Source organism: Duganella aquatilis (assembly GCF_009674565.1).
GTDB lineage: Bacteria > Pseudomonadota > Gammaproteobacteria > Burkholderiales > Burkholderiaceae_D > Rugamonas > Rugamonas aquatilis.
In genome coordinates this window covers 418095-441622 of sequence record NZ_WKJL01000001.1, presented here as the reverse complement: position 1 = coordinate 441622, position 23528 = coordinate 418095, and the positions used below count along the sequence as shown (strand labels likewise).

Below are 23528 nucleotides of genomic sequence, written 5' to 3'. Positions count from 1 at the left end.
GCTTACCCTTGGCGGGACTGCGCCTTGCGGCGGCGTACGTTGGCGATGCGCGCGGCGATCAGCAGCAGCACGAACAGCACGCCCAGCGACACCCAGATCAGCATGCCGAGCTCCCAGCGGCCGCTGGAACGGCCCGGCGCGGTGCCGTTCATTTCTTCCGATTCCAGCTGCAGCACGGGGCCGGTGTCGTTGAACACCGCCAGGTTGCCGCGGCCGAGGCGGAACGCCGTCGCCAACAGCGGCGACTGCTTGCCGATGTTCTGGAACACGATGCCCTGCTGGCCGCCGGTCCGTATCAGTTCAGCGGTGGCCAGGTGGTCGACGCCGCTGATGTCCAGCTGCGCGCTCTGCACGTGCCCGCGCAGCACCAGCCGGCCCGAGCGCGGCGCGCTGCCGGGGCTGTAGCCGGCCGGCGCCACGTCCAGCGCCAGGAAGGCGGCGTCCGGCTTGGCCGCCTGGCCCTGCGGCACCAGCTGCAAGGTGGATTTTTCGACCGACAGGCCGGCGGCGTCCGCCATGCGGATCACCAGCGGCAGGCTGGTGGCCGGCTGCGCCAGCCAGCTGTCCGGCAGCATCAGGCTGGCGCCGTCGGCGAACTTGCCGGCCATGCCGACGAAATCGTTGCCGCCGTCCGCCTTGGCGAAATGCAGCTGGCTGCCCGGCAGGATGGCGACTGGGTAGGCCATTGGCGTATCGTGGCAGCGCACCTGGGTCGGCTGGCGCAGGAAGGCGACGCGCACTTCGTTGCGGGCAGTCAGCGCGTAGCGCGGGATCGCCACGTCGAGACGCTGCGGCGTGCCGTTCGCCGTCACTTTTTCCGCGCCCAGCAGGTAGTTGTTGACGAACAGCGACACGATCGGCGCTTCGCCGTTGATGCTGGGGGCGGCCGAGACATCGACCGTCAGGCGGTCCGGCAGGCGGCCGTCCGCGCCCACCGCGCCGAGGTCGACCACGACGCTGCGTTCCGAGCGGCCCAGCACGTCGAAACTGCCGGTGATGGCGCCGAAACGGCTGAGCGGCAGGATGTCGCCGTCAAGCCGCGGCGACTGCACCGTGGTGGTGGTGATGTTTTGTCCCTGCGCGGTCGGCTTCCACAGCGTGCCCAGCAGTGTCGCGGTCTTGGCGACGCTGCTGGACGGCACGGCGATCGTCGGCAAGCCGCCGAACTGCGCCAGCCGCAGATTGTCGGGACTGGCCGTGGTCAGCACGCTGAAGTTGGCCGCCACCAGGGTATTGTAGGCGGCAACGGCGTCCGGCGCGGCGCCGGCCACCTGCGCGCCCAGCGCATCCAGCGCCGTACGTACCGCCGTCAGCAAGGCCGGATCGGTGATCACCAGGTCGGCATGCAGGGGGCCGTGCTCGCCGAGCAGCAGCAGGGCGCCCAGCTGGGCGGCATCCTTCAGCACGTGGCGCGGATTATGCTCGGCCAGCGCGGCGAAGGCCGGCACGGTGCGCAAGGTCGCGGGCACCTCGGCGTGCGACAGGTCGATGGTCGCGCCGACTTGCGGCAGGCTGAGAACGGTGGCGTGCCGGCCGGCGCGTTCGATCGCCACGCCGGTGCGCCATGCGGTGTCGTAGGCCTGGGCCGTCATGCCGGCGCCGGCCACCAGCATGACCGGGCGCAGCGGCAATGCGTTCCAGGCGCCGACCACGGTGGTGATGGCGGCGCGTTCGTATTTGTAGCTGAAGCGGGTGCTCGGGTCGATCTTCAGCGAATTGCCGGGTGCGCGCTGGTCGGTACAGACCATGTCCGACAGCACCGAGGACCAGTTGATGCCGACCCGTACGAAACCGCCGGCGCGCGCGACGCCGTCCACCGGAATGCTCTGGCTGGCGTCACCCTGATCGTCGTTCAGGCGGCGCGCCGCCACCGGATAGCCGTCGATCGACACCGTGACCGTGGTGCGGCCGCCGTCCGCGCGCAAATAGCGGCCGTTCAGCTGCAGGGCGGCTTCGCTCAGCCGCACGTCGGCCGGCACCGGCAGGTAGAACTCGCGCTGGCCGTTGCTGTTGTCGAGCACGGCAGGCGTGGTCAGGCCCAGTTCAACGAGGCTGACGCTGCGTGTCACCCAGCGTTCGCCAGACCATTGCTGGAATTGCTGGCTAGGCGCACTGGCGGCTTGGACCGAGCCCATCAAGAGGGTCAGGGCAACGCCCAGGCCGAGCGTGCGCGCGGAGGAGTGGAGCGACAGTTTGGCGAGTGGCATATTTTGATCCGAAAATATCATTGTTATTAAATTAATTAAGATATGTTTTTTGCCATTCTATTTGAATTCTCGCAATGATGATTTACATTATGAAAACAGCAATAGTGCCGAGCTTGCTTCACTGGGAACGGACGCAAAAACACCCTGGCCACGCGCTGTGAGGCAGCGCGTGGCCAGGCGGACAGGGGCGTTACGGGAGGCTGGAATCAGGCTTCGACTGCTTGCGACCGGGACGCCATGCGGCGGCGCTTGTCGGCATCCAGCGCGGCGTTCAGATCCTGCGGGAAGTCGTCAACGTGCACCGACAGGTCGGTGTAGCGGGCGAAATCCGACATGGCGCGGCGTTCTTCCGGCGTCATCAGGCCTTGCGCGGCGGCGCGCGCGATCCAGTGTTCCATCTCGGGCAGACTCTGCGGAATCGGCGCCAGCTCGCCGGATTTGATGGACGGCTTGAGGCGGTGCTCGATGCCTTCCACCATGTTCAGCAGACCGAAGGCCAGTTCGCCACAGGCCACCGGATCGCGCAGGTCGTCGGCCAGGAAGCTGTCGGCCAGCAGACGCTCGCGGGCGGCGCCGTGGGTTTGCATGGCGACCGCGACCTGCGCGCCGACCTTGTCCGACGGCGGCGCATACGGCAGGCCGAACGGGAACGCCAGCAGGCGCGCCAGCCAGGCGGCAGGGCGGCTCGGGAAGTTGTCCAGCACGCCGTCCAGCGCGGTTTGCGCCTTGTGCAGCGCATCCTGCACCGACCAGTGGACGTAGGGCGCGTCTTCCTCGTGGCGGCCCTCGTCCTCGTAGCGTTTCAGCGTCGCGCTGATCAGGTACATCATCGACAGCGCATCGCCGAGGCGGGACGAAATGCGTTCGCGGCGCTTCAGGTCGCCGCCCAGCGTGAACATCGACAGATCGGTCATCAGCGCAAACACGGTCGACAGCCGGCCCACTGCGCGGTAGTACGGCGCCATGTCTTCGGCAGTGCGCTCCGGCACCGGCGCGGTGAGGCCGCCGGTCAGGCTGTACCACAGCGAACGGCAGGCGTTGGCGAAGGTAAAGCGCATGTGGCCGAAGAAGGCGGCGTCGAAGTCCACCAGCCCCTTGCGCTGGTCGGCATCGGCGGTCGAGCGCATTTCCTTCAGCACGTAGGGATGGGCGCGAATCGCGCCCTGGCCGAAGATGATCAGGCAGCGCGTCAGGATGTTGGCGCCTTCCACCGTGATGGCGATCGGAATCTGCTGGTAGGCGCGCGCCAGGAAGTTGGACGGTCCCATGCAAATGCCTTTGCCGCCCAGAATATCCATGCCGTCATTGACCACCGCGCGGCCGCGCTCGGTCACGTGGTATTTGGCGATGGCGGAAATCACCGCCGGCTTCTCGCCCAGGTCCACGGCCAGCGCGGACAGCCTGCGCGCCGCATCCATCATGTACAGGTTGGCGCCCATGCGCGCCAGCGCTTCCTGCACGCCCTCGAACTTGCCGATGGCGGTGTTGAACTGGCGGCGGATCGCGCAATAGGCGCTGGTGCCGCGCACCGCCAGCTTGGCGGTGCCAACGCTGGCCGACGGCAGCGAGATCGCGCGCCCGGCCGCCAGGCATTCCATCAGCATGCGCCAGCCTTTGCCGATCTGCCGAGGGCCGCCGATGATCCATTCCATCGGGATGAACACGTCCTTGCCGCTGGTCGGGCCGTTCTGGAACACGGCGTTCAGCGGCCAGTGGCGGCGGCCGATCACCACGCCCGGATGGTTGGTCGGAATCAGCGCGCAGGTGATGCCGGGCGTGGCGTCCGGCGGCAGCAAACCGTCCGGGTCGGTGACGCGGAAAGCCAGGCCCAGCAGGGTGGCGATCGGGCCCAGCGTGATGTAGCGCTTGTTCCAGGTGATGCGCAAGCCCAGCGTCTCGCGGCCCTCGTGCTGGCCCATGCAGACCACGCCGGTGTCCGGGATGGCGGCGGCGTCCGAGCCGGCATACGGGCTGGTCAGCGCGAAGCAGGGGATTTCCTCGCCCTTGGCCAGGCGCGGCAGGTAATAATCTTTCTGTTGATCGGTGCCGTAATGCAGCAGCAGTTCGGCCGGGCCCAGCGAATTGGGCACCATCACCTGCACCGCCAGCGCCGAGCAGCGCGTCGACAGCTGCATCACCACCTGCGAGTGCATATAGGCGGAGAAGGCCTTGCCGCCGTACATCTTGGGAATGATCATGCCGAGGAAGCCCTTGTCGCGGGCGAACTGCCAGGCGGCGGCCGGCAGGCCCTGCCACACTTGCGTGGCTTCCCAGTCGTCGACCATCTCGCACAGCTGGCGCACTTCGTTGTCCAGGAAGGACTGTTCCTCGGCGGTGAGCCCCGGCCGGCGGATCTGCATGAACTTGTTCCAGTCCGGGCGGCCGGAGAACAGGTCGGCGTCCCACCAGGTGGTGCCGGCTTCCAGCGCATCGCGCTCGGTGTCGGACATCGGCGGCAGGATGCGCTTGAACAGCGCGTAGATGCGGGGCGTGATCAGGCTGCGGCGCAGCGGCGCATAGGCGAACACGACAATTATTGCGGCCAGCAAGGCCAAGGCTATCCATAGGATCATGATGATCTCCTTCCAGTTAGCCGGAAGATAACCCCTGCCTGGCCCAGCTACTGTACGCTAGCGCTCATAAAAGCGCATCGATGCCGGTGGTGGCGAAGCGCTCGCGGTAGACCTTGGGCGTGATGCCGAGCTTTTTCATGAACACGCGGCGCATGTGGGCCTCGTCGCTGAAACAGGCGCGCGCGGCGACGGCCTTCAACGGCAGCGCCAGTTCGGCCAGCAGCTGCGTGGCGCGCTCGAAGCGGCACATCTCGATGAATTCCTGCGTGCTGAGGCCGACTTCCTGCTGGAAGACGCGGGCGAAATGGCGCTCGCTCATCATGGCTTTCTGCGCCAGTTGCGCAACCGACAGGCGCTCGTGCAGGTTATCCAGTATCCAGTTCTGCAGCGCGCGGATGTTGGGCCGCGTGGTGCGTTCGCTCAGCAAATGCGAACTGAACTGCGACTGGCCGCCGGGCCGCTTCAGGTACACCACCATCTCGGTCGCCACTTCCAGCGCCAGGTCGCGGCCGTAGTCTTCCTCCACCAGCGCCAGCGCAAGGTCGATGCCGGCGGTGACGCCGGCCGAGGTCCAGACGTTGTCGGAGCGGATGAAGATGGCGTCGGCGTCGACTTCGATCGCCGGATATTCGGCCTTCAGCCGCTCGGCCACGCTCCAGTGAGTGGTGGCGCGCCTGCCGTTCAGGACGCCGGCGGCGGCGAGGAAGAAGGCGCCCGAGCACAGGGCCGTCAGGCGCTGGATGCGCGGCGCGACGGCGGCGATCCAGTCGGTGATGGCGGCGCTGTCGACCAGCGCATCCTGGATGTGGCGCGAGCCGACGATGATGGCGTTGTCCGGCAAGGCCAGCGGACTGAGCGTTTTGGTGGCGTCGAGCGACATTAGGGTATCGGAGCGCACCGGGCCGGACTGGCACGAGGCGATGCGGACATCGTAGCCAGGGCCCTTGCCGCGCCGCTGCAAATGCAGGTTGGCGTATTCAAACACCGACATCGGGCCGATCGCTTCCATCGCCTTAAAGCCGGGATAGACCACGATATCCACGGTAATCGCAACCGTGATCGCCGGCTTCGTTGAGGAGTCATTCATAAATTGTTGCGGGAGGCAGCATGGAAAATCCGGTCATTATTGCACCAATTCCTGCCATTTTCATGCGCCTGCCTGTTCTTGCGGCATGGCGGCCGGCACAATCCTCCCGCCAGATTCCCAACCCTATGAGAGTAGATTCATGAAAACCAAAGCAGCCGTTGCATGGCGCGCCGGAGCGCCGCTGACCATTGAAGAAGTCGACCTGCAAGGCCCGCGCGCCGGCGAAGTGCTGGTTGAGCTGAAAGCCACCGGCATCTGCCACACCGATTACTACACCCTGTCCGGCGCCGATCCGGAAGGCCTGTTCCCGGCCATCCTGGGCCACGAAGGCGCGGGCGTGGTGGTGGACGTGGGACCGGGCGTCACCACGCTGAAGAAGGACGACCACGTCATTCCGCTGTACACGCCGGAATGCCGCCAGTGCAAATTCTGCCTGTCGCGCAAGACCAACCTGTGCCAGGCGATCCGCTCGACCCAGGGCCGCGGCCTGATGCCGGACGCCACCAGCCGCTTCTCGCTGGACGGCAAGCCGCTGTTCCACTACATGGGCACTTCCACCTTCTCGAACTACATCGTGGTGCCGGAGATTGCGCTGGCCAAGATCCGCGAGGACGCGCCATTCGACAAGGTCTGCTACATCGGTTGCGGCGTCACCACCGGCGTCGGCGCGGTGCTGTTCTCGGCCAAGGTGGAGGCTGGCGCCAACGTGGTGGTGTTCGGCCTCGGCGGCATCGGCCTGAACGTGATCCAGGCGGCCAAAATGGTGGGCGCGGACAAGATCATCGGCGTCGACATCAACCCGGCGCGCGAAGAGATGGCGCGCAAATTTGGCATGACCCACTTCATCAATCCGAACCAGGTGGACAACGTGGTCGACCAGATCGTCCAGCTGACCGACGGCGGCGCCGACTACAGTTTTGAATGCGTCGGCAACACCACGCTGATGCGCCAGGCGCTGGAATGCACGCACAAAGGCTGGGGCCAGTCGTTCATCATCGGCGTGGCGGCGGCGGGCCAGGAAATTTCCACCCGTCCGTTCCAGCTGGTGACGGGCCGCGAGTGGAAAGGCTCGGCCTTCGGCGGCGCGCGCGGCCGTACCGACGTGCCGAAGATCGTCGACTGGTACATGGAAGGCAAGCTGAATATCGACGACCTGATCACCCACCGTCTGCCGCTGGAACGCATCAACGAAGGTTTCGATCTGATGAAGAGCGGCGAATCGATCCGCTCGGTAGTGCTGTACTAGCGACTGGATTGCGCCGGCCGTGCAACGCGGCCGGCGCAGCTTGCCGGCTGAAATTGCTACAACAGTCATGGCAAAGTTTCAAGAGGCATGAGTCTTGGTCGATTTTTAGCCGAAACTCCAGTATATTTTCTGTAAGGCATTCCACAAGTTTCACCTCGTTCTCCTCCGCCACGCCGTCAAAGGGAACCTCATGAACTTCGCAAACCTGAAAATTGGCGCCAGGCTCGGCCTGGCGTTCGGCTTGGTGGTGGTGCTGTTGCTGCTGGTCGTGGCCGTGGCCATGGAGCGCATGGAGATGGCGGAGCAACGCATGCGGAATATGCTCGATGACCGCTACTACAAGATCGAACTGGCCACGACGGTGAAATACAACGTCGCCGTCATCCACAAGCACATGCGCAATGCCGCGATTGTCGCCGGCCCGGAGGCGGTGCAGCGCGAGACGGCGGCGATGAACGCGCTGCGGGCCGCCAACAAGGATCTGCTCGATAAATTCGACAAGGTCATCAACGTGCCGCAGGCGCGCGAACTTTTCACATCCATCATGGCTGCGCGTGGACGCGACCTGGAAAATCAGCGGCTGCTGCTCAAGCTGGTGGCCGAGCAGCAGCCGGAGCAGGCGCGGACCTTGCTGGCCGGGGATATTGCGGCGTCCGAAAAACACTATGCCGAACTGCTGAATCAAATGACCAACCTGCAGCTGGAACGCATGAACGACGAGGCGCGCCTGACGCGCGCCAGCTTTGCCCAGGCACGTTACGTGATGCTGGGCATCGCCGCGCTGACCGTGATGCTGACCCTGTTGATCGCCTGGCGCGCCAGCCGCAGCATCACCGTGCCGCTGACCGAGGCGGTGGGCATGGCGCGCCGTGTGGCCGAGGGCGATCTGTCGGCCCGCATCGAAGTCAAGTCGGCCAACGAAACCGGGCAGTTGATGCGGGCGCTGCAGGAGATGACGGACAGCCTGACCAGGATCGTCAGCCAGGTGCGCAGCGGCACCGACACCATGGTGACGGCGTCGGTGCAAATCGCCACCGGCAATCTCGACCTGTCGGCGCGCACCGAGCGCCAGGCCAGCGCGCTGGAAGAGACCGCCTCGTCGATGGAGGAGCTGACCAGCACCGTGCAGCAGAACTCGCACAACGCCCAGCAAAGCATCCAGCTGGCGCAGAGCGCGGCCGAAGTGGCCGTCAAGGGGAAGAGGGTGGTCGGCCAGGTGGTGGAGACGATGGGCGGCATCGACGCCTCGTCGCGCAAGATCGTCGATATCATCAGCGTCATCGACGGCATCGCGTTCCAGACCAATATCCTGGCGCTGAATGCCGCCGTGGAAGCGGCGCGGGCCGGCGAGCAGGGCCGAGGCTTCGCAGTGGTCGCCTCGGAAGTCCGGCAACTGGCGCAGCGGTCGGCTGCGGCAGCCAGGGAAATCAAGGAATTGATCGGCAACTCCGTGCAACAGGTGGCGAACGGCGCGCAACTGGTCGCACAAGCCGGCAGCACGATGGACGAGGTGGTGGAAAGCGTGCAGCGCGTGGCAAGCATCCTCGGCGATATCGGCCACGCCAGCACCGAGCAGACCCATGGCATCGCCCAGATCAACGAAGCGATTATCCAGATGGACGATGTGACGCAGCAGAATGCGGCACTGGTGGAGGAGGCCGCGGCAGCGGCGCAAAGCATGCGCGAGCAGGCCGATTCGCTGTCACAGGCTGTTGGCGTCTTCCGTCTCGGCGAACGGAGTAGAATAACTCAGGCCTTAACCCTCAGGAGCGTGTCATGACCACAGCGTCACCCTTTGTACATTCCTACCTGTTTGTTCCCGCCAACCGGCCGGAGCGTTTTTCCAAAGCCATACAGTCCGGCGCCAATGCCGTCATCATCGACCTGGAAGACTCGGTCGGCGCCCAGGACAAGTCAGAAGGCCGCAACAGCCTGACCAACTGGCTCGACAGTGCGGAGGCGCGCGAAAGTTCGGTGCCGATACTGGTCAAGGTTAACTGTGTTCACTCCGGATGTTTTGGCGAGGACTTGCGGGCGTGCCGCCGCCCCGACGTCGCCGGCCTGGTGTTGCCGAAGGCCGAGCGCGTCGATGATATCGCCAGCGCATCCGCTGGCGCGCCGGTCTATCCGCTGGTCGAGACCGCGCTGGGATTTTCCCGCATCAACGACCTGGCGCGGGCGCCGCGCGTGCAGCGCCTGCTGTTCGGCGCCATCGACTTCAAGCACGACATGGGAATTGATGGCGACCGCGATGAGCTGCTGTTCTTCCGTTCACAAGTCGTGCTGGCATCCAAGATCGCCGGGATACTGAGTCCGGTGGATGGCGTCACCACCGAAATTGACGACCTGGCGAAAATTGCGGACGACGCCGCCTACACCAAGCGCCTGGGCTTCGGCGGCAAGCTGTGCATCCACCCGAATCAGGTGCCGATCGTCAACCGCACCTTTGTGCCGTCTGAAACCGAACTGAAATGGGCGAACCGCATCCTGGCCGCCGCCGAAGCAGCGCGCGGCGGCGCCGTCGCGCTCGATGGCCGCCTGATCGACCGGCCGATGGTGCTGACGGCCAAACGCATCATCGAGGACTCCCGCCAGCGCGGGCCGATGTAGCGTTCGGCCGTCGCGTCTTACAGCGCGATATCCGGCACTTTTTTCACTTGCCCAGGCTGCTCGACAGCAGCGCTGCCTGGGACGAAGTTTTCCAGGCTCGGCGAAGCGATCGCCAGTTGCAGCGTTTCCGCGGTGGCGGCCCAGGTGGTCGCCAGCAGCTGCGGATTCTCGTTCAGCTTTTTGCCATACGACGGAACGATCTCGTGGATTTTTGCCTGCCAGGCGTCCGTCTTCAGCTGTTCCGGGAAGACCTTTTCCAGCAGCGACAGCATGATCGCCGGCGAGGTCGAACCGCCTGGCGACGCGCCCAGCAATGCCGACACCGAGCGGTCTTCCGACACCACAACTTCCGTGCCCAGCTTCAGGACGCCGCCCTTGTCGGGCATGTTCTTGATGATCTGCACGCGCTGGCCCGCTTGCCACAGGCGCCAATCTTCGTCCTTCGCTTCCGGCATGTAGTGGCGCAGTGCGGCCATCTTTTCTTCACGCGACAGCTCCAGCTGCTGCGCCAGATATTTGACCAACGCGAACTCGTGGGCGCCGACCTGCAGTTGCGGAATGATGTTGGACGGCGTGGTGGCCTTGGCGATATCGAAATACGAGCCATTCTTGAGGAACTTGCTCGACCAGGTGGCGAACGGTCCGAACAGCAGCACGGTTTTTCCGTCCAGCACGCGGGTATCCAGGTGCGGCACCGACATCGGCGGCGAACCGGTGTCGGCCAGGCCGTAGACCTTGGCCAGGTGACGCGAGGTGATGGCCGGATTGTCCGTCACCAGGAACTCGCCGCCGACCGGGAAGCCGCCGTACTGCTTGGCTTCAGGAATGCCCGACAGCTGCAACAGCGGCAGGGCGGCGCCGCCGGCGCCGATGAAGATGTGGCCGGCATCAATGGTCTGGACCTTGGATTTGTCCTTGATGTCGAAAGCCGACACGCGCCAGCTGCCATCGTTGTTGCGCGTGATCGAGCGCACTTCATGGCCGGTGGTAATTTTGCTCTTCTGGCTCAGGTGCTGGTAGAACTGGCGGGTGATCGCCCCCAGGTTGACGTCGGTGCCCAGCGGCGAGCGGGTGGCGGTGACCATCTCGTCCGGCTTGCGGCCTTCCATCATGATCGGCACCCATTCCTTGATCTTGGCCGGATCGGTGGTCATTTCCATGCCGGCGAACAGCGGCGACGCCTTCAGAGCGGCGACGCGCTTGCGGATGAACTCGCGGTTTTCCGGACCGAACACCAGGTTCATGTGCGGCGTCGAATTGATGAACTCGCGCGGGTTGCCCAGCACGCCCTTGCGCACCTGGTGCGACCAGAACTGGCGCGAGATCTGGAAGTTCTCGTTGATGCCGATAGCCTGGTTGATGTGCACGACACCCTTGTCGTCCATCGGCGTGTAGTTCAGTTCGCAGAGCGCCGAGTGGCCGGTGCCGGCGTTGTTCCAGCCGTTCGAACTTTCTTCCGCCACCTTGTCCAGGCGCTCGAACACTTCGAAGGTCCAGCTTGGTTCAAGCTCGGTCAGATAGACGCCGAGGGTGGCGCTCATGATGCCGCCGCCGATCAGCAGCACGTCGACCTTGCGGTCCGCCTTGTCGGCGCGGAACTGGCCGCCGAAGAACACCGAGTAACCGCCCCAGACGGCGGCGGCGCCGACCGCGGCCCCAATGAATTTGCGACGGGAGAAACGCTTGCCGTCGGCAGGCGCTGCAGTATTGTTGTTATTTGCTTCGCTCATGGGATAGACCCCTCTAGTAAAGATTGCATGCGGCGGCCGCCGTCAAGCAAACGGTAGCGCGGGCGCAAACGGGTGAATTCGAGAATTTACTTTGCTGCAAGCGGCATAGCGCTGGTTGTATGCCGTGTTCTTGCAGACTACTGTCTCGCGTTGAGCAGAATTTTTTCCAGCGCACTTTTGAAGGCCAGCGCCTCCTGTTCGCTGAACCCATGCAGCAACTGCCCGTAGACCTTGTGGATCGCGGCGTTGATCTGTGGGTAAAGCGCGGCGCCTTTTTCGGTCAGGGTAATATTGACCTGGCGCCTATCTTCGAGGTCGCGGCCCCGGCGGAGGATGCCTTTGGCTTCCATCCGGTCCAGCAACCGCGACATCGGGCCGGGTTCGATCCCGGCCAGCTGGCAAAATTCATTGACTGTCCGCGCGCGCTCACGCATCGCACCGACGACCACGACAAACTGCGACGCGGTCAGGTCCAGCGGTAGCATTTCTTTATCCAGCGCGGCAAAGACCGCATTGCGGGCCTGGCTGATCAAAAAGCCAAACTGCCCATTTTGCAATTCTTCAACTGTTTGCATAAAACGCCAAGCCCGGAAGCGACAATCAGCCTGAATTATATTTACCTAGGCAATAGTTCACAAGTGTTTTCTCCTACGTGTTTTCCGTAGTCAGGACGGCGAGGCCGCCGGTCGCGGCGCAATCGCCTCCATCTGTTGCCCCGTGTTCGAGATGAACTTTGGTGAAGGAGAGGGCTGGGGCGACAGATTTATTCAACACATTTCCGCAGGATATATTCAGGACCGTAGTGCGCGCTGACGAGGAGTTGGCGAACTTGGCTTAACCATGCCACGGCGTATACCCGATCCCGTGCTGTACGGAACCGACGACTTGGGCCTGATTCTCGGCGCTTTCGCTAAATCCTATCAGTACGTCAGCCATGCTGAGCGTGCCACGTTCGAGCAAGCCAGTCCAGAATGCCAGACCGGCCGGTTCCCCCGCGCGATGCAGCACGTTCTGGTACAGCTTGCTAACGAAGGTTTGTGCATCGGGATGGCCGCCGAATTTGCCTGCAAACTCCTCGCTTTGGATAAAGCCCTGTGCCGCAGCATTCAGGCTCATGCCCTTATCCATCAAGGTGATCCACAAACCCAGCCCGGCAGAATCTGGCAAGCGGTCAAACGCTGCCTGGTATAGGCGGAAAGCCTTGCCTGCCACGCCGTCAACGTCCACGGCGACTATGGCATCGGCGAACGCGATGCGCTCGACGTCCTTTAACGTATCCGGTGCCGACAAGCCGCCACCGCTCACACTCACGCCTTGTGCGCTGATATTGACCGTGTAGTTGGCACGCACGCCAGCATAGCCAGCCACGTCGACGCCGGCGCCACCGTCGAGAGTGTCACCGCCCCCCAGGCCAACCAGCATGTCGTCGCCGGCGCCACCTGCCAGGATATTCGCAGTGGCCGTGCCATAAAGGGTGTCGTTGCCATCGCCGCCAATCGCATTCTCGATCACGCTGCCGAAATTGACGGTGATCTGGCCGGGGGCGGTGATGTCCGGGCCTTGCTTGACTAGCCAGTCCCAGTGACCAGGTTCCAGGTGCAGCGTAACCCCTTGCTTGCTACCAGCCAGACTAATGGTGTCGTTGCCACCGCCATCCCAAATGAAATTGGCTGTGGCGGTGTCTGGCCGGTAGGTATCGTTCCCGCTGCGCTCGGTCGGACTCGGCCCGTAGAGATACTGCAGGGCCGCTATGTCGGTGGCCGACAACGCCGCGGCGTCCGCCATCACGGATGGGCTGCCACTATTGGCGTCCTGAAGTCCCAGCACATGGCCCAGCGCGTGGAGCAAAGTGGCTTTGCCCGTTCCAGCGTAATAAACGGCCGCACCGTCATCGATCAGCCCCACCACCGAGGCCTTGTCGGCGTTGACGATTGCGCTGTGCTGGAACAGCAGGTCGATACCGGTCTTGCCAAATTTTAAGTTGGCAACGTTGGCGATGTCGGCCATCACCGCCTTGATCGCAGCTTGGTCGGCTGTCGATGCGCCGTTGAACTTAAGTTTGAAGTCGTTGGAATCCGCCATGGCATCATGCAGGTGCGCCACGAGTTCGGCGGGCGTGTCCTTGCCGGTGTCGAGCAAGCGGGTAATCCAGTACGGTATGCTGGACGATCCGACATGGACCGTGGTGCTGAACCTAGATTCGAGGCTGCCATCGCTGAACTTCCAATCCAGTTGGACATCGCTGGCTACGGCGTTGCCTGGGTTGGTGTAGGCGATCGACTGCAGCACCTTATTGACAAGCGCATTGCTGGCCCGCTCGTTGAAATTGATCTGCAGGGTTCCTGCGTTGCTGGAAACATTACCGATTTCCACACCATTCATCACTACTTTGCCATCTTTAAATGCCATCGCGCCGGAGGCCACAAAGCCATCGCCGGCGTTTGCGCCGCCGTGGCGCGTCAGTACCAGCATAGCGCCCGCGTAGTTCGACGCATCCAACTCCTTATCACGCACCTGGATGTGGGCGGCGAGCACGACCGGCAGCCCTGGCGTCAGACTCACTTCGTTTACTACGGCGCCGTCGCCAGCGCCAAAGCTCGCGAGCGGCTTGCCGTCGGCCCCCAACTGCAGCAAAAAATTATCGGCGAAATAATTAGCACCCCAGTTACCCTGCTGGCCAACGATGGAGATGGTGCCGTCGGCAGCGATTTGCATCGGGTCCGGGTAGATGAAATTGAGCGGCCCGGCCAGGACCTGAACGCCGCCATGGCCGAAATTATCGTCCAGGCTGCCGTCGGCGCGAAAACGCACCAGCAGCAATTCTTCCTTGCCACTCTCAGAGCCCATCGATGTTCCCGTGGAGGCGATAAGCAGAATGCGGCCCTGGCTATCGACCTGCATAGCACCCAAAAAAGTGGAAGACGGCGCGGTTGGCGTGGCCGCCAATCCCACCGATTTGCTCAAGTCCACCAGCATTCGGCCGCCTTGCCCCCACGCCTGATCAAGGTCGCCGGAGGCCGTGTACCGTACCAGAGAGCCGCGGACACTCACACCGTCGCCGGTAGCCGGATTCATCGCGTAGCCCGACAGCAGGAAGCCACCGTCCGGCAGCGCCAGCAAGCTGGTGTTATTCGACATATCGGTAGGGTGAAGCACGCCATTGAAGGCAAAGCTGGTATCAAGCTTGCCATTATTCAGCAAGCGCACCAGACTGTACCCGCCAAGGTAGTCCGTGATGAGGACCAAAATCTTTCCGTCCGCGAGTACCCCCGTGCTCCTTACCGTACCGTTCAAATCCGGAACCACGGCCATGCCAGCGGTACCGAAGCCGGTGTCGGGGGTTCCATCCGGGTTCAGTCGGCCAACGACAAGGCCATGTAACACCGTGAATGAATCATCGAAACCAGTGATGAGCACTTTGCCGTCCGGCTGAACCATCATTGTCTTGGAGAATTCGCGAATTATCGAGGAATTGAGGTAGGTGCGGCCGGCGCCATTTGCGTAAGTCGGGTCAAATACACCGTGCTCGTCCAGGCGCATCACCACCCATTGCAGGTCGCCATTGGCGGCGCCCGGCACCTTCACTGTCGACGATACCAACACCTTGCCGTCGGGTGTCTTCATCATGGCGCCGAGGGTGTATCCACCGGATGGCGCAACGGCACTGAACGAGGCCGTTCCACCATTCCCAAAACTCTGGTCCACACTGCCGTCAGCATTAAAACGCCAGAACGAGGAATCGTCCGTCACGAGTATCTTTCCATCGTTGAGGACAACATGGTTTGTTGCACGGGTGCTGGCGCTAATCGATTTCAGATAGGTGAGGCCATCTTGGCCATTGAAAAGCTTAGGTGCGGTATTTGCAGAGGAAGTCATGAGCGAATTAAAAACGGAAAGGCAATGGTTTGTCATTATTGCATTGAAATAATTATTTCACAATAATGCAAGAGCTGTTTCCAAGTTGAATTTAATTGTCCGGCAGCAGCAAAACAGATCAGCCTTGCTGCTGTAGTGACCCACTCTTTCAAGTACGGATTGTTCGTTTCCTTGACGGATTGACCCACTCAGCTTACCTCTCGCTCCATACCCTCGCGAACGCCGCGCCACTGTCGTAAGACCCTTCACAAAACCCAATTCCCTTACGTCCTCGTGGATCTGCTTTAAGGTGCGTCGCTGCTGCCTCGAACGAGCAACCTCAGTTTTAGCATTGCTGAAATTTGGAACGCATATTTGTGGATCGCGCTGCGTGAGCGCCGCACGGCGTGGGCCGGCTCGGTGATTTCCGCGCTCAGGTAGGTAACATGGTCAATTTAATGCCATGAACAATCCAAACATCGGACGATTGTTATGCTGGCGCGATGCGCTGATGCTGCTTCATCAATTGCCAAAAATAAAGTCATCGCCAGCGTCAGAGGTGACGATGCTTATGGCACCCAAGTTCGCCATAAAGCGATTGCTCGTCGCCGCGCCCATGTCTTGAACTGACGTCGCCTGTTGGAAACCAATAAGCGCTCTTTCAAACTGCTGGGATTGGGAATTGGCGCGTGACTTTGACGCATGTGGCGAAGCTACACGCGTGAACAGCGATTCTCAATCGCTTCAAGCAATTGAGCACGCCCATGACAATGGCCGTGCCCTAAATCAGCTTAAGGTCGCCTCGAAAAACCGTCGCAAGCGGCAGCAGTGTCGTTCGAGAAGCGCAGCTGTCCTTGAGCACCGCGAGCATCGCAAACCGGCAACGCAACGCACAACAGGTTTTTCGAGGTGCCCTTAACTGTTGAAATCAGACCGTTACTCAGGCTGCCGACGACGATTATCCGGTTTTGCCAACTTCTTGCACCGGGCGACACGGCAAGCCGAAATCTATAAATTGTCGTCGCCTTATTGCCCCCAGGCCGGTCGGTATTTTAGTCGGGCTTTCTTAGTCCGTAGCACACATCGCAGACGTCACCTTCCGCGTTCGTCAAATTCCCTTGGCACCCTGCACAGCTCGTTTCATCGTCCTCCTCCAACTCATCATCAACGTCTTCGGTCAAGACGGACATCGGTGATCCGGCATGCACGGTGCCGTCTACCTCGTATTGGGAAACGAACTTAGCGACAGTGTCTATCACCGCATTTTTAGCGCGTAGGGTAGCGCTGGCGGCGAACTCGATTTTACATATGTTGAACTTGCTGTCCAACTGCAGGCTTTCCACGGAATTGTCCAGATTATGTTCGCGGATTGCCTGGTACGCTTTTTTTACTTCCGCCACTGCATCCGGTTCCGCTCCTTCCGGAATTTCCAGTCGCATCACATTTTCACGGTTGTAAAGATAAGGCAGACTATGAATATCCAGATACTTCTTGCTCAGGAATAAAAAGGTATTGGCTTTCGATTTCCGAATCCCGGCCAGAGATTTCAACGTTGGATCCAGCAATACTTCACCTTCATTGTTCTTCGATTCCATTTGACGTCGAAGCACGGAGAGATTCAAATGGGGAGAGGAAAATATATGCTGAATCAGGGGAATTGTTTCCACCGCCAGTAAGTCAAACAAGGCAGTTGGCTTGTCTTTGGGGAAAACCCTTGCGTAGCAAAGATAGCGTGGGACAATGACTGGAATGCCCTTCATGAGGAGTGAAACGGCCCGCTCCAACTTGTTTAATTCCGTCAGTTCGTATGAACCGTTGACAGTATTTCGCAACGTCAGCGACAACTGGAAGGTCCGGCAATCGTCTTTATCGTTGTACAGAATCCTGCTGGCGGCAAGAAATGCCGCTGTCGTGGTGTGATATTGAACAACCAGATCGGAGGATGCGGAGGTGTCGAGGATGAGGGCGACCGGGGATGATGCTTGGGCTTCCTCCTCGACGCTGAACACTTCGCCGTTTAACAGTGTCTGCAATGGCGCCTTGACGAGTGTTTTGAATAACTCAATTGCTTGTGCCGACGAATGTAATATTTTTTCGTTCATGAATATACGAACATATGATTTTTAGAAAATTTACCAACCGATTGAGTCGGTGCCACTTGACGCGCGATAGCCGCGCTGCAGTCACTGTATCAAGTTTCTTAAGTGAAAAACTCGCACATTGTCACTAGCAGGCTGCTGAAGGCGACCTCTAAAAACCTAATGTTCGCCGGCCCGCCTCGATAAAATCCTGCCATCGACCATGCCCAGCGAGTAAAGACATCGTACTGCCGGAGGTTAAGTACCGGCGACTGCCTAACTGCACGTGCATCCTTGATGCCGTCCATACGGCGTTTCGGATGATCGAAGGCCATTCCGTGGAGGGCCTGGACACTTGGTGCAATAACGCGCTTGGCTCCACCTGTGCTCCATCTGGCACATGTGTGCCGATAGCAACACCAAGGGCTGGTTGGCTAGGCAGAAGGATGACTGCCTGTTTTGCTAGTTGCGGCTGTTGGCATGTCAATAGGGGGGATGTAGCACGTTTACGCTACAAAGAATTGGTGAATTAATCACCAACAATTATTATCATTATTAAATTTTTTGAATATGCCTCTTTCTACCACTTGGATGCAAAATGAAAGTTAAAATAATTGCCATAGCTTCGTTGTTAGCCTCCTGTGTTTGCGGGGTTGCAAAGGCTGATTTTCCTATCCCCAATGATCCGTACGGCAATCCGATTGATGCCGGGGTGATTAATCCCGTTACTGTCCCGAATCTGACTAATGGTTCCTATGTGTCTTCCGGATGGATTTTGGGCTACACATTTCATTTAAACCAGGACACGTTGGTCAATGCTTTAGGTTCAACGCTCGGCAACACCCATATCTCTACGGTCGATATTTGGAATTCGAGTGGCGACATTGTTGCGTCGGCCTATACAAATTCCCAAGATTCCACGAAAGTTGGCGCTTATTACTTCACTGCAATTGATACTATTCGATTGGCGGCGGGCGACTATACAATTGCTGGCGCGGGATTTTACACTTTTGATGCTCCGATTTGGATCAACTCAAGCACAGATGACGGATCTCATGTCAGTCCATTAATCACGGTTACTGGTGGGCTTTTCGATCAGACTACGGCTAACTACGCCAACGGTCTGGCACAGGCTTATTCGAACTTCAAATATTACAATGCGTCGCAGGGCCGTACTAGTAGTTATCCGGTCACGTTTTCTGGAGTTGCCGCCGCCGTTCCGGAACCTGAAACGTACATAATGCTCTTGCTCGGTCTGGCGGCTGTCGGAGCGGTGAGGGCGCGCCGTCGTAGCTGAACATTTAGATGTAATTTCGCCGCCTTCGGGCGGCTTTTTTGTTACTTGTCACATTAAATTGGAGGTAAGTGCATCATAGGCGAAAATTCGCCATATTGCCGCGACGCAATTAGAACTTTTTCCGTTTGACGAAATCCCCGCGGCCCAGCTGGTTGTCATTTTTCGGACTATCTGTCACTGCTACTGGCAACTTCATAATCTTCGTGACGCTCGAATGGGGAGAGGCTAGGGCGCGTAAGCAGTATCGATTGGCGGCAGTTCAAAAAAACGTTCTCGATCTTTTAGCTTGCTGTCGCGGGCAGTGCAGCAGGACCAAACATCCGTTTAAGCCATGTCGATATTGTGTCCGAATTAGGGCGATCACTTTCAACATGTAATTTGACATAATATAAATTGCTTGGTTCGACGACGTTGAAGGAGGCCATATGGGTGCTCGCTTCCGCATTTTGAGGTGTCAAAAATAAACTGACACCGGCCACCAGCAGGGCGCTAGCTGCCGTCGCAGCCATCCGCTGGGAAAAAACCGTCCATAGCGACTGTTGACCTGCTTTCTCGGCGCGGTCAATACCCGCTGCCATGATCACCTGCATCGTCTGGTGCTCGTCAAACTCCAACATCATCGCAACAGCCAGGCATGCCTCTTCATCCATGATGCGTTTTCCGCTCATGTACTGGCTGATCGTGTTTGTACCCATCGACATGTGCAAAGCCAGTTGCCTGTCGTTTTTCAGGTTGTATTTGGCCTTCACGGCTTCTAAATATTTCACGCTTTTCACGGTTGCTCCTTGACAAGTTCGCTCACCTGAGCGCATATTCTCGCCTGAGAGCATCTCAGCTGAGAACATTTTATGAATCGTATTGGTTTACCCGTCCTTGGTCAACAGGCAATTCTCACGAATTGTCACAGTGTTGGCTCTTTGGGTTCCCACTCTTTTTCGTTTTTGTTATCGGCACGTTTGCTTCGTTCGTATTTGCGGCCTGCGTTGAATGCAAGTACTGCGATGAATAGCGTTGCCAGAAAATCTATCAGCATGTTGGTCATCAGCATGTCCATCGCAGCCAGCATGTGCGCCTTGATGAAGAAAATATCCATGAAATTGCCCGTTGGAAAAGATCAGTCGCAGTATGCCACAGGCGCGGCTGACGCCGACCTGTACGTCATTGAAGCGCGTGCTGTTGGCTCTCAGGATTGGTATTCGTTTAGCTTGGTGCCGGCGCCGGCCTCCGAAAACGCCGCCGATGTGAAGCGCTTGAACGCCAGCGACTGCACGACCGTCTATCGTTCCGTCCTGGTGAAGGCCGCAGCATGACCACTCCGAACATGACCGATCTTCAGCTGGAAGAGTACATGGCGCTCGTCGTCTCCAAGGTTGACCAGCTGGGCATCCACTACGTAAATCGTCAGATTGCCTGGGCCGAAGAACAATTGCGCTTGCGAGGCGTGGTTTGAGTTCCCCATTGAACCGGGCCGGAGGTGCTGCACGTGCGTGCGGCGCAGCCGCGCGCGCGGGTAGTGCCGCAGGCTCCCCCCGTACTGTAATACGGGGGGAAAGTGACCACAGTCAGCGGCTGGCGATCATCGACTGGCTCCGTTTTACCTTCCTGCCTTCGATGTCCGCGCTCGATACGATGGAGCAGCTCAAACGGTACTTCGCTCTCTGGTTCCCGCTGCCGGTGAATTTCATTCCGGCTGAGAAGGGGCTATACGGCTATAAGCAGACCTACGACGTGATGGTCTGGAAGGATGCGCAACTGATTCGCGTGGCCATCGTCGGCATGGGCGGGACCAGCACCGGCAACACGATGATGGTGGACCTGTCCGGCAAGGGCTGTTCCTTGGTGAGCGACTGGCAGGCGGTCTACGCCACCATGCAGGATCTGGATGCGCGAATCACCCGCGCTGACACTGCTCTCGATCTGATGGAGGGCTTCACGCTCGATCAGTTTGACGATCTGTACCGGGCAGGGGAGTTCAATTGCGGCGGTCGTATTCCGACCAGGCGTTATATGGAGGGCGGTCACAGCGGTGATCTGCACGCCAATGGCAGGACCATGTATCTCGGGAAGAAGGCGAACGGTAAAGAGCTGTGCATCTATGAGAAGGGCAAGCAGTTGGGCGACTCCACCAGCGAATGGCTGCGTGTTGAGATCCGCTTCGGGAACCGTGACCGCGTTATCCCACATGACATTGTGCTTGACCCGACGACGTATTTCGCCGGTGGCTTTATCGCTCTGGAGACGCTCGTGGACACCATCAAAACCAAGATCAAGACCGAACAGCGCGACATCGCCAGCGAAGAGCGGACGATTGTGCTGAAGCGTTTGACCCATTACCTGACTGCCTCCTATGGCAAGACCCTATACCAGCTCGCGCACGAGCTGAAGATGGATTACAAGGCCCTTTACGAGCTGCTGAGAGTACCTGGTGTACCTGCCCGTTTAGAAAAATCCGTTGTGGCCGACGGCGTGAACCGGGCGCACGATCCTGCCCATTCTGAGGAGTAGTTCCATGTTGGTAAAAGCTGAGGCGACCGTTCGCGGCGCGAAGATGTTCAAGGGTCAGATGGATGATGGTAAGCAGATCGACAGCGGCAAGCTGTTTGTCGAGGTGGTGCTCAAGGAAAGTGACAACGCGTTCGGCATGTGCACCGAGCCGATGAAGTGCAAGGACTCGTCGGTGATCGAATCGATTAAGCACACTCCGTTCCCTTTCATCGCTGAGCTGGATATCGACATGGTCAGCGGCTCCAAGGGTATGGAGCAGGTCGTCCTGGCTGTGCGTCCTATGCAGGCTATCAAGGCTGCTGCGTCGAAGGCGTAATTCGTGACTGTCTGCGCTATTCAGGTGACCCTTAATGGTGACCTGAAACAGGTTGGCTATTACGCCAGTCAGCAGTCGCCCTCGGTTGACGTTTCTGGCTGCCAGCTTGTTCTCCTGTCTGGTTCTGACTTTAACGCCTTGAACAATCGTATAGCTGCGCTGGAGAGTCGGCCTGCTGGGTCTTCAGGTACAGGAGCTTCTAACGTGAACGTTTCAGCAGATATTTTTGTCGGTGCACTGCTGGTGCTGTGTTTCGCGCTTGGCTGGATCGCGGGAGGTCAGCGGTGAGCAACCTGTTCGCGGCGTTTTGGCCGGTTGTGTTGGTGGCCGTGTGCTTCGTTGGCGTCATGCATCTGGCGCGGTACATCTTGCGCCGGTTCTTGGGGGGCAAATGAGTTCTTTCACCTACTTGCAGATTATCGCGCTGTGCTTTACCGCTTTTGGCGTTGGGTATGGCGGCGGCTCGCTGGTCCGCATTGCTCGGCGTGCTGTCGAGACTTTGGATTAATTTCGTGGTGTTGAGCTGCGCTGGCCGCACAGCTCTCCTATGTAGGCCTAACCTTTTGGAGTCTGTTATGAACAAAAATATTCAACGTGGTCTGGTCGCTGTTGGCGCGCTGGTGCTGAGCGGTGTTGCGATGGCTGCCGATGCCGATCCTGGCCTGGATGCGATCAACGGCCTGACCACTCGCGCTACGTCGTACATCGCCGCTGCCGCTGCCGTGGCCGTCGTGGTGGCCGGTGGTTTCTGGGGCATTTCCTTTATGAAGAAAGCCTTCTCCCGCGCTGGTTAAGCCCTGCCAGTGTCAGGTTGTAGGGGCGACTCGTGCGCCCCTTTTTTTATTGTTGCCGCTGGTGGCGGTATGCAGGTGGTTGAATGACTAGTCGTGTTTTCCTTCTGCTGGGTTTGTCGGTGCTGCTGTGCTTGTTCAGCGACCAGGCATTTGCAGCGCGCACCTTCGTTTACGGGAATGCCCAGTTGGGCAGCATCTTTCCGACTTCCTCTTCGTGTAACGGCTTCATCGAGGTTCTTCAGAGCGACTATCACGGTAAGGGCGGTACGTGTGATGGTTTAGACGCTGCGCTTAAAGCTGTCTCGTCTGGTGCTACCACCACGTTTACGTTCACTGATGGCGCTGGCCGTGCCTATCCTATCAACGTCGGCGTGTCTGGATCTTGCAAGGCTGGTGCTGACGCTGGTTCTGTTGACTTCATACCTCTTGCCTACGTCAGCGTAGATAACCCCGATCTCGTGTTACAGAAGATTCGTGATGCCGGTTCGATCACCGCGACCATCAAGGGCTGCATGGTCGCATTTTCCGAGCAGGGCGGCTGTTTCATTCACGAGCCTGCCAACGGCGCTCGGCTGAAGGAGTGCACGATCTACTTTAAAGAGACCGGCGATGTGGGTGGGGCTGATAACCCTCCGCCTACTGATGCGCCTGCTTACTCTGGTTCCGGCGGATCTGGTGGAGGTGGCACTGGCGGTGATGGGACTGGTACTGGCGGTGGCGGTAGCGGCGGTGGCGGAACAGGTGACGGCGGCACTGGTGGAGGCGGCACTGGCGGCGGTGGTACTGGTGGAGGTGGTACAGGTGGCGGTGGCACCGGTGGCGATGGGACTGGTGGTGGCGGTACAGGCGATACGCAGCAAAATTGCGGCGCTCCTGGACAGCCTGCCTGCAAAATCGATGAGACTGGTACGCCTACAGGCGCTGGCTTGTTCGATGAGCTGATGAAGCTCGTCGACGGAATCGGCACCGATCGTCAAAAGGGTCTTGATGATGGCAAGGCCAACGATGGAAAAGACACTTCGATTCCGTTTAGCGGTATTGATTTGCCTGCCGGTTCTTGCAGTGACCCTGTCGTGGAGTTCCCTTTCATAGCTCGCACTTTCGTTGTGCCGGTTTGCACCTACCTCGATACGTTACGGCCGCTGTTCACCGCGTTTTTTGGGTTCGCGTTTGTATTCGCCGTCATCTCGCTGATTGCGCGTACCACGTCTAAAAGCTGATAGGAGGGTT

General features: G+C 59.8%; 21 protein-coding genes. 12 read left to right on the top strand and 9 right to left on the bottom strand.

What is annotated here, in order from left to right; translation table 11 throughout:
- Nucleotides 1-2 precede the first annotated feature (2 nt).
- The 3 genes from GJ698_RS01955 to GJ698_RS01945 all read right to left on the bottom strand — a co-directional run bounded on the left by GJ698_RS01955 (nucleotide 3) and on the right by GJ698_RS01945 (nucleotide 5867).
- On the bottom strand, nucleotides 3-2207 hold the full coding sequence (locus GJ698_RS01955; protein ID WP_166454781.1) for a cellulose biosynthesis cyclic di-GMP-binding regulatory protein BcsB: 2205 nt from the start codon (nucleotides 2205-2207) through the stop codon (nucleotides 3-5).
- A gap of 206 nt (nucleotides 2208-2413) precedes the next feature.
- A complete protein-coding gene (locus GJ698_RS01950) occupies nucleotides 2414-4780 on the bottom strand; it encodes an acyl-CoA dehydrogenase (protein WP_154355892.1) in 2367 nt (788 codons plus the stop codon).
- A 64-nt stretch (nucleotides 4781-4844) separates the two neighbouring features.
- Nucleotides 4845-5867 (bottom strand): GlxA family transcriptional regulator, encoded by a 1023-nt coding sequence (locus GJ698_RS01945; protein ID WP_154355891.1) that lies wholly within the window; start codon nucleotides 5865-5867, stop codon nucleotides 4845-4847.
- 139 nt (nucleotides 5868-6006) lie between these two features.
- Between GJ698_RS01945 and GJ698_RS01940 the strand changes: the two genes are divergently transcribed.
- From GJ698_RS01940 to GJ698_RS01930, 3 genes are all read left to right on the top strand, one after another.
- Nucleotides 6007-7113 carry an S-(hydroxymethyl)glutathione dehydrogenase/class III alcohol dehydrogenase gene (locus tag GJ698_RS01940; RefSeq protein WP_154355890.1) on the top strand — a complete coding sequence of 369 codons (1107 nt, stop codon included), beginning with the start codon at nucleotides 6007-6009 and terminating at the stop codon, nucleotides 7111-7113.
- 190 nt (nucleotides 7114-7303) lie between these two features.
- Nucleotides 7304-8893 carry a methyl-accepting chemotaxis protein gene (locus tag GJ698_RS01935; RefSeq protein ID WP_154355889.1) on the top strand — a complete coding sequence of 530 codons (1590 nt, stop codon included), beginning with the start codon at nucleotides 7304-7306 and terminating at the stop codon, nucleotides 8891-8893.
- A complete protein-coding gene (locus GJ698_RS01930) occupies nucleotides 8890-9723 on the top strand; it encodes an HpcH/HpaI aldolase/citrate lyase family protein (RefSeq protein WP_154355888.1) in 834 nt (277 codons plus the stop codon). The genes GJ698_RS01935 and GJ698_RS01930 overlap by 4 nt, the downstream gene beginning before the upstream one ends.
- 17 nt (nucleotides 9724-9740) lie before the next feature.
- On the opposite strand, the gene mqo is transcribed toward GJ698_RS01930, so the two are convergent.
- From mqo to GJ698_RS01910, 4 genes are all read right to left on the bottom strand, one after another.
- Complete coding sequence (gene mqo, locus GJ698_RS01925) at nucleotides 9741-11453, bottom strand: malate dehydrogenase (quinone) (RefSeq protein ID WP_154355887.1); 1713 nt, start codon at nucleotides 11451-11453, stop codon at nucleotides 9741-9743.
- Between the two features lie 137 nt (nucleotides 11454-11590).
- Nucleotides 11591-12028, bottom strand: coding sequence for a MarR family winged helix-turn-helix transcriptional regulator (locus GJ698_RS01920; RefSeq protein WP_154355886.1), 438 nt, complete (start codon nucleotides 12026-12028; stop codon nucleotides 11591-11593).
- 259 nt (nucleotides 12029-12287) lie between these two features.
- On the bottom strand, nucleotides 12288-15329 hold the full coding sequence (locus GJ698_RS01915) for a DUF4214 domain-containing protein (protein ID WP_166454780.1): 3042 nt from the start codon (nucleotides 15327-15329) through the stop codon (nucleotides 12288-12290).
- A gap of 1031 nt (nucleotides 15330-16360) precedes the next feature.
- The gene (locus tag GJ698_RS01910) at nucleotides 16361-17410 is read right to left on the bottom strand and encodes a hypothetical protein (protein WP_154355884.1); all 1050 of its coding nucleotides are present in this window, start codon (nucleotides 17408-17410) and stop codon (nucleotides 16361-16363) included.
- 574 nt (nucleotides 17411-17984) lie between these two features.
- On the opposite strand from GJ698_RS01910, the gene GJ698_RS01905 reads away from it, so the two are divergent.
- Nucleotides 17985-18683, top strand: coding sequence for a PEP-CTERM sorting domain-containing protein (locus tag GJ698_RS01905; RefSeq protein ID WP_154355883.1), 699 nt, complete (start codon nucleotides 17985-17987; stop codon nucleotides 18681-18683).
- 281 nt (nucleotides 18684-18964) lie between these two features.
- On the opposite strand, the gene GJ698_RS01900 is transcribed toward GJ698_RS01905, so the two are convergent.
- Nucleotides 18965-19459 carry a Cro/Cl family transcriptional regulator gene (locus GJ698_RS01900; protein WP_154355882.1) on the bottom strand — a complete coding sequence of 165 codons (495 nt, stop codon included), beginning with the start codon at nucleotides 19457-19459 and terminating at the stop codon, nucleotides 18965-18967.
- 125 nt (nucleotides 19460-19584) lie between these two features.
- A complete protein-coding gene (locus GJ698_RS01895) occupies nucleotides 19585-19776 on the bottom strand; it encodes a hypothetical protein (RefSeq protein WP_154355881.1) in 192 nt (63 codons plus the stop codon).
- On the opposite strand from GJ698_RS01895, the gene GJ698_RS01890 reads away from it, so the two are divergent.
- The 8 genes from GJ698_RS01890 to GJ698_RS01855 all read left to right on the top strand — a co-directional run bounded on the left by GJ698_RS01890 (nucleotide 19775) and on the right by GJ698_RS01855 (nucleotide 23518).
- The gene (locus GJ698_RS01890; protein WP_154355880.1) at nucleotides 19775-19993 is read left to right on the top strand and encodes a hypothetical protein; all 219 of its coding nucleotides are present in this window, start codon (nucleotides 19775-19777) and stop codon (nucleotides 19991-19993) included. The two genes, GJ698_RS01895 and GJ698_RS01890, sit on opposite strands and share 2 nt — an antisense overlap.
- Nucleotides 19990-20133 carry a hypothetical protein gene (locus GJ698_RS01885; protein ID WP_154355879.1) on the top strand — a complete coding sequence of 48 codons (144 nt, stop codon included), beginning with the start codon at nucleotides 19990-19992 and terminating at the stop codon, nucleotides 20131-20133. Before GJ698_RS01890 ends, GJ698_RS01885 begins: the two co-directional genes overlap by 4 nt.
- A gap of 8 nt (nucleotides 20134-20141) precedes the next feature.
- Complete coding sequence (locus GJ698_RS01880; protein WP_154355878.1) at nucleotides 20142-21188, top strand: replication initiation factor domain-containing protein; 1047 nt, start codon at nucleotides 20142-20144, stop codon at nucleotides 21186-21188.
- 4 nt (nucleotides 21189-21192) lie between these two features.
- Entirely contained in the window at nucleotides 21193-21504 is a 312-nt protein-coding gene (locus GJ698_RS01875) for a hypothetical protein (protein WP_154355877.1), read from the top strand.
- A 3-nt stretch (nucleotides 21505-21507) separates the two neighbouring features.
- Nucleotides 21508-21792, top strand: coding sequence for a hypothetical protein (locus GJ698_RS01870; protein ID WP_154355876.1), 285 nt, complete (start codon nucleotides 21508-21510; stop codon nucleotides 21790-21792).
- Nucleotides 21793-22079: 287 nt separating this feature from the next.
- A complete protein-coding gene (locus GJ698_RS30410) occupies nucleotides 22080-22298 on the top strand; it encodes a major coat protein (RefSeq protein WP_166454779.1) in 219 nt (72 codons plus the stop codon).
- A gap of 642 nt (nucleotides 22299-22940) precedes the next feature.
- A complete protein-coding gene (locus GJ698_RS01860; RefSeq protein WP_154355874.1) occupies nucleotides 22941-23240 on the top strand; it encodes a hypothetical protein in 300 nt (99 codons plus the stop codon).
- Nucleotides 23240-23518, top strand: a complete 279-nt coding sequence (locus tag GJ698_RS01855) for a hypothetical protein (RefSeq protein ID WP_154361824.1) — start codon at nucleotides 23240-23242, stop codon at nucleotides 23516-23518. The genes GJ698_RS01860 and GJ698_RS01855 overlap by 1 nt, the downstream gene beginning before the upstream one ends.
- The last annotated feature ends 10 nt before the right edge of the window (nucleotides 23519-23528 follow it).